This window comes from Microbacterium sp. FG3 (assembly GCF_057809335.1).
Genome location: NZ_JBMDJT010000080.1, coordinates 1 through 602, shown reverse-complemented (window position 1 = coordinate 602; position 602 = coordinate 1). Strand labels below are relative to the sequence as shown.

Annotated in this window: 1 protein-coding gene; it reads right to left on the bottom strand. The window is 68.3% G+C overall.

The window, feature by feature from the left end:
• Positions 1–45: 45 nt before the first annotated feature.
• Positions 46–602: IS3 family transposase (locus ACODR5_RS13540; protein ID WP_488983916.1), on the bottom strand; the 557-nt coding region annotated here is incomplete at its 5' end.

The following is a 602-nucleotide window of genomic DNA, read 5'->3' as shown; positions in this document are numbered from 1 at the left end:
GCCGTTGGGCCTTGACCCTCGATCGTGGACACGGTGTCGGTTTGGTTATGCCGCTTCCGCGAGGGTAGCTGACCTCACGGCTTCATAGGCGTTCTCGTAGGTGGTCGGGCTCACGTGGCCGATCGCGGAGTGGCGCCGGCGGGTGTTGTAGCGGTTCGCCCACCAGAACACGGCCCGGTAGGCGGTGGCCTGGTCCGGGAACGCAGGGCGCCCCTGGAGGAGCTCGCGTTTGAGCGCGGCGTTGAAGCTCTCCGCCAGGGAGTTGTCGGCGCTCGTGCCGACCGCACCCATGGACTGGAGGACGCCCAGCTGCGCGCAGAGCGCGGCGTAGGCCTTCGAGGCGTAGACACTGCCGTGGTCGCTGTGGAAGATCGCGTCGGCCAGCGAGCCGCGGTCACGAGCTGCGGCGCGGAGGGCGTCCTCGACGAGTCCTACGCGCATGTGGTCGGCGACCTGCCAACCCGCGAGCTTGCGGGAGCCGAGGTCGATGCAGGTCGCGAGATACAGGTTCGACCCGTCCGCGATCGGGAGGTAGGTGATATCGCCCACGTACCGGCGGTTCGGCTCACCGATGGAGAAGTCTCGCGGCGGATTCAACCGGT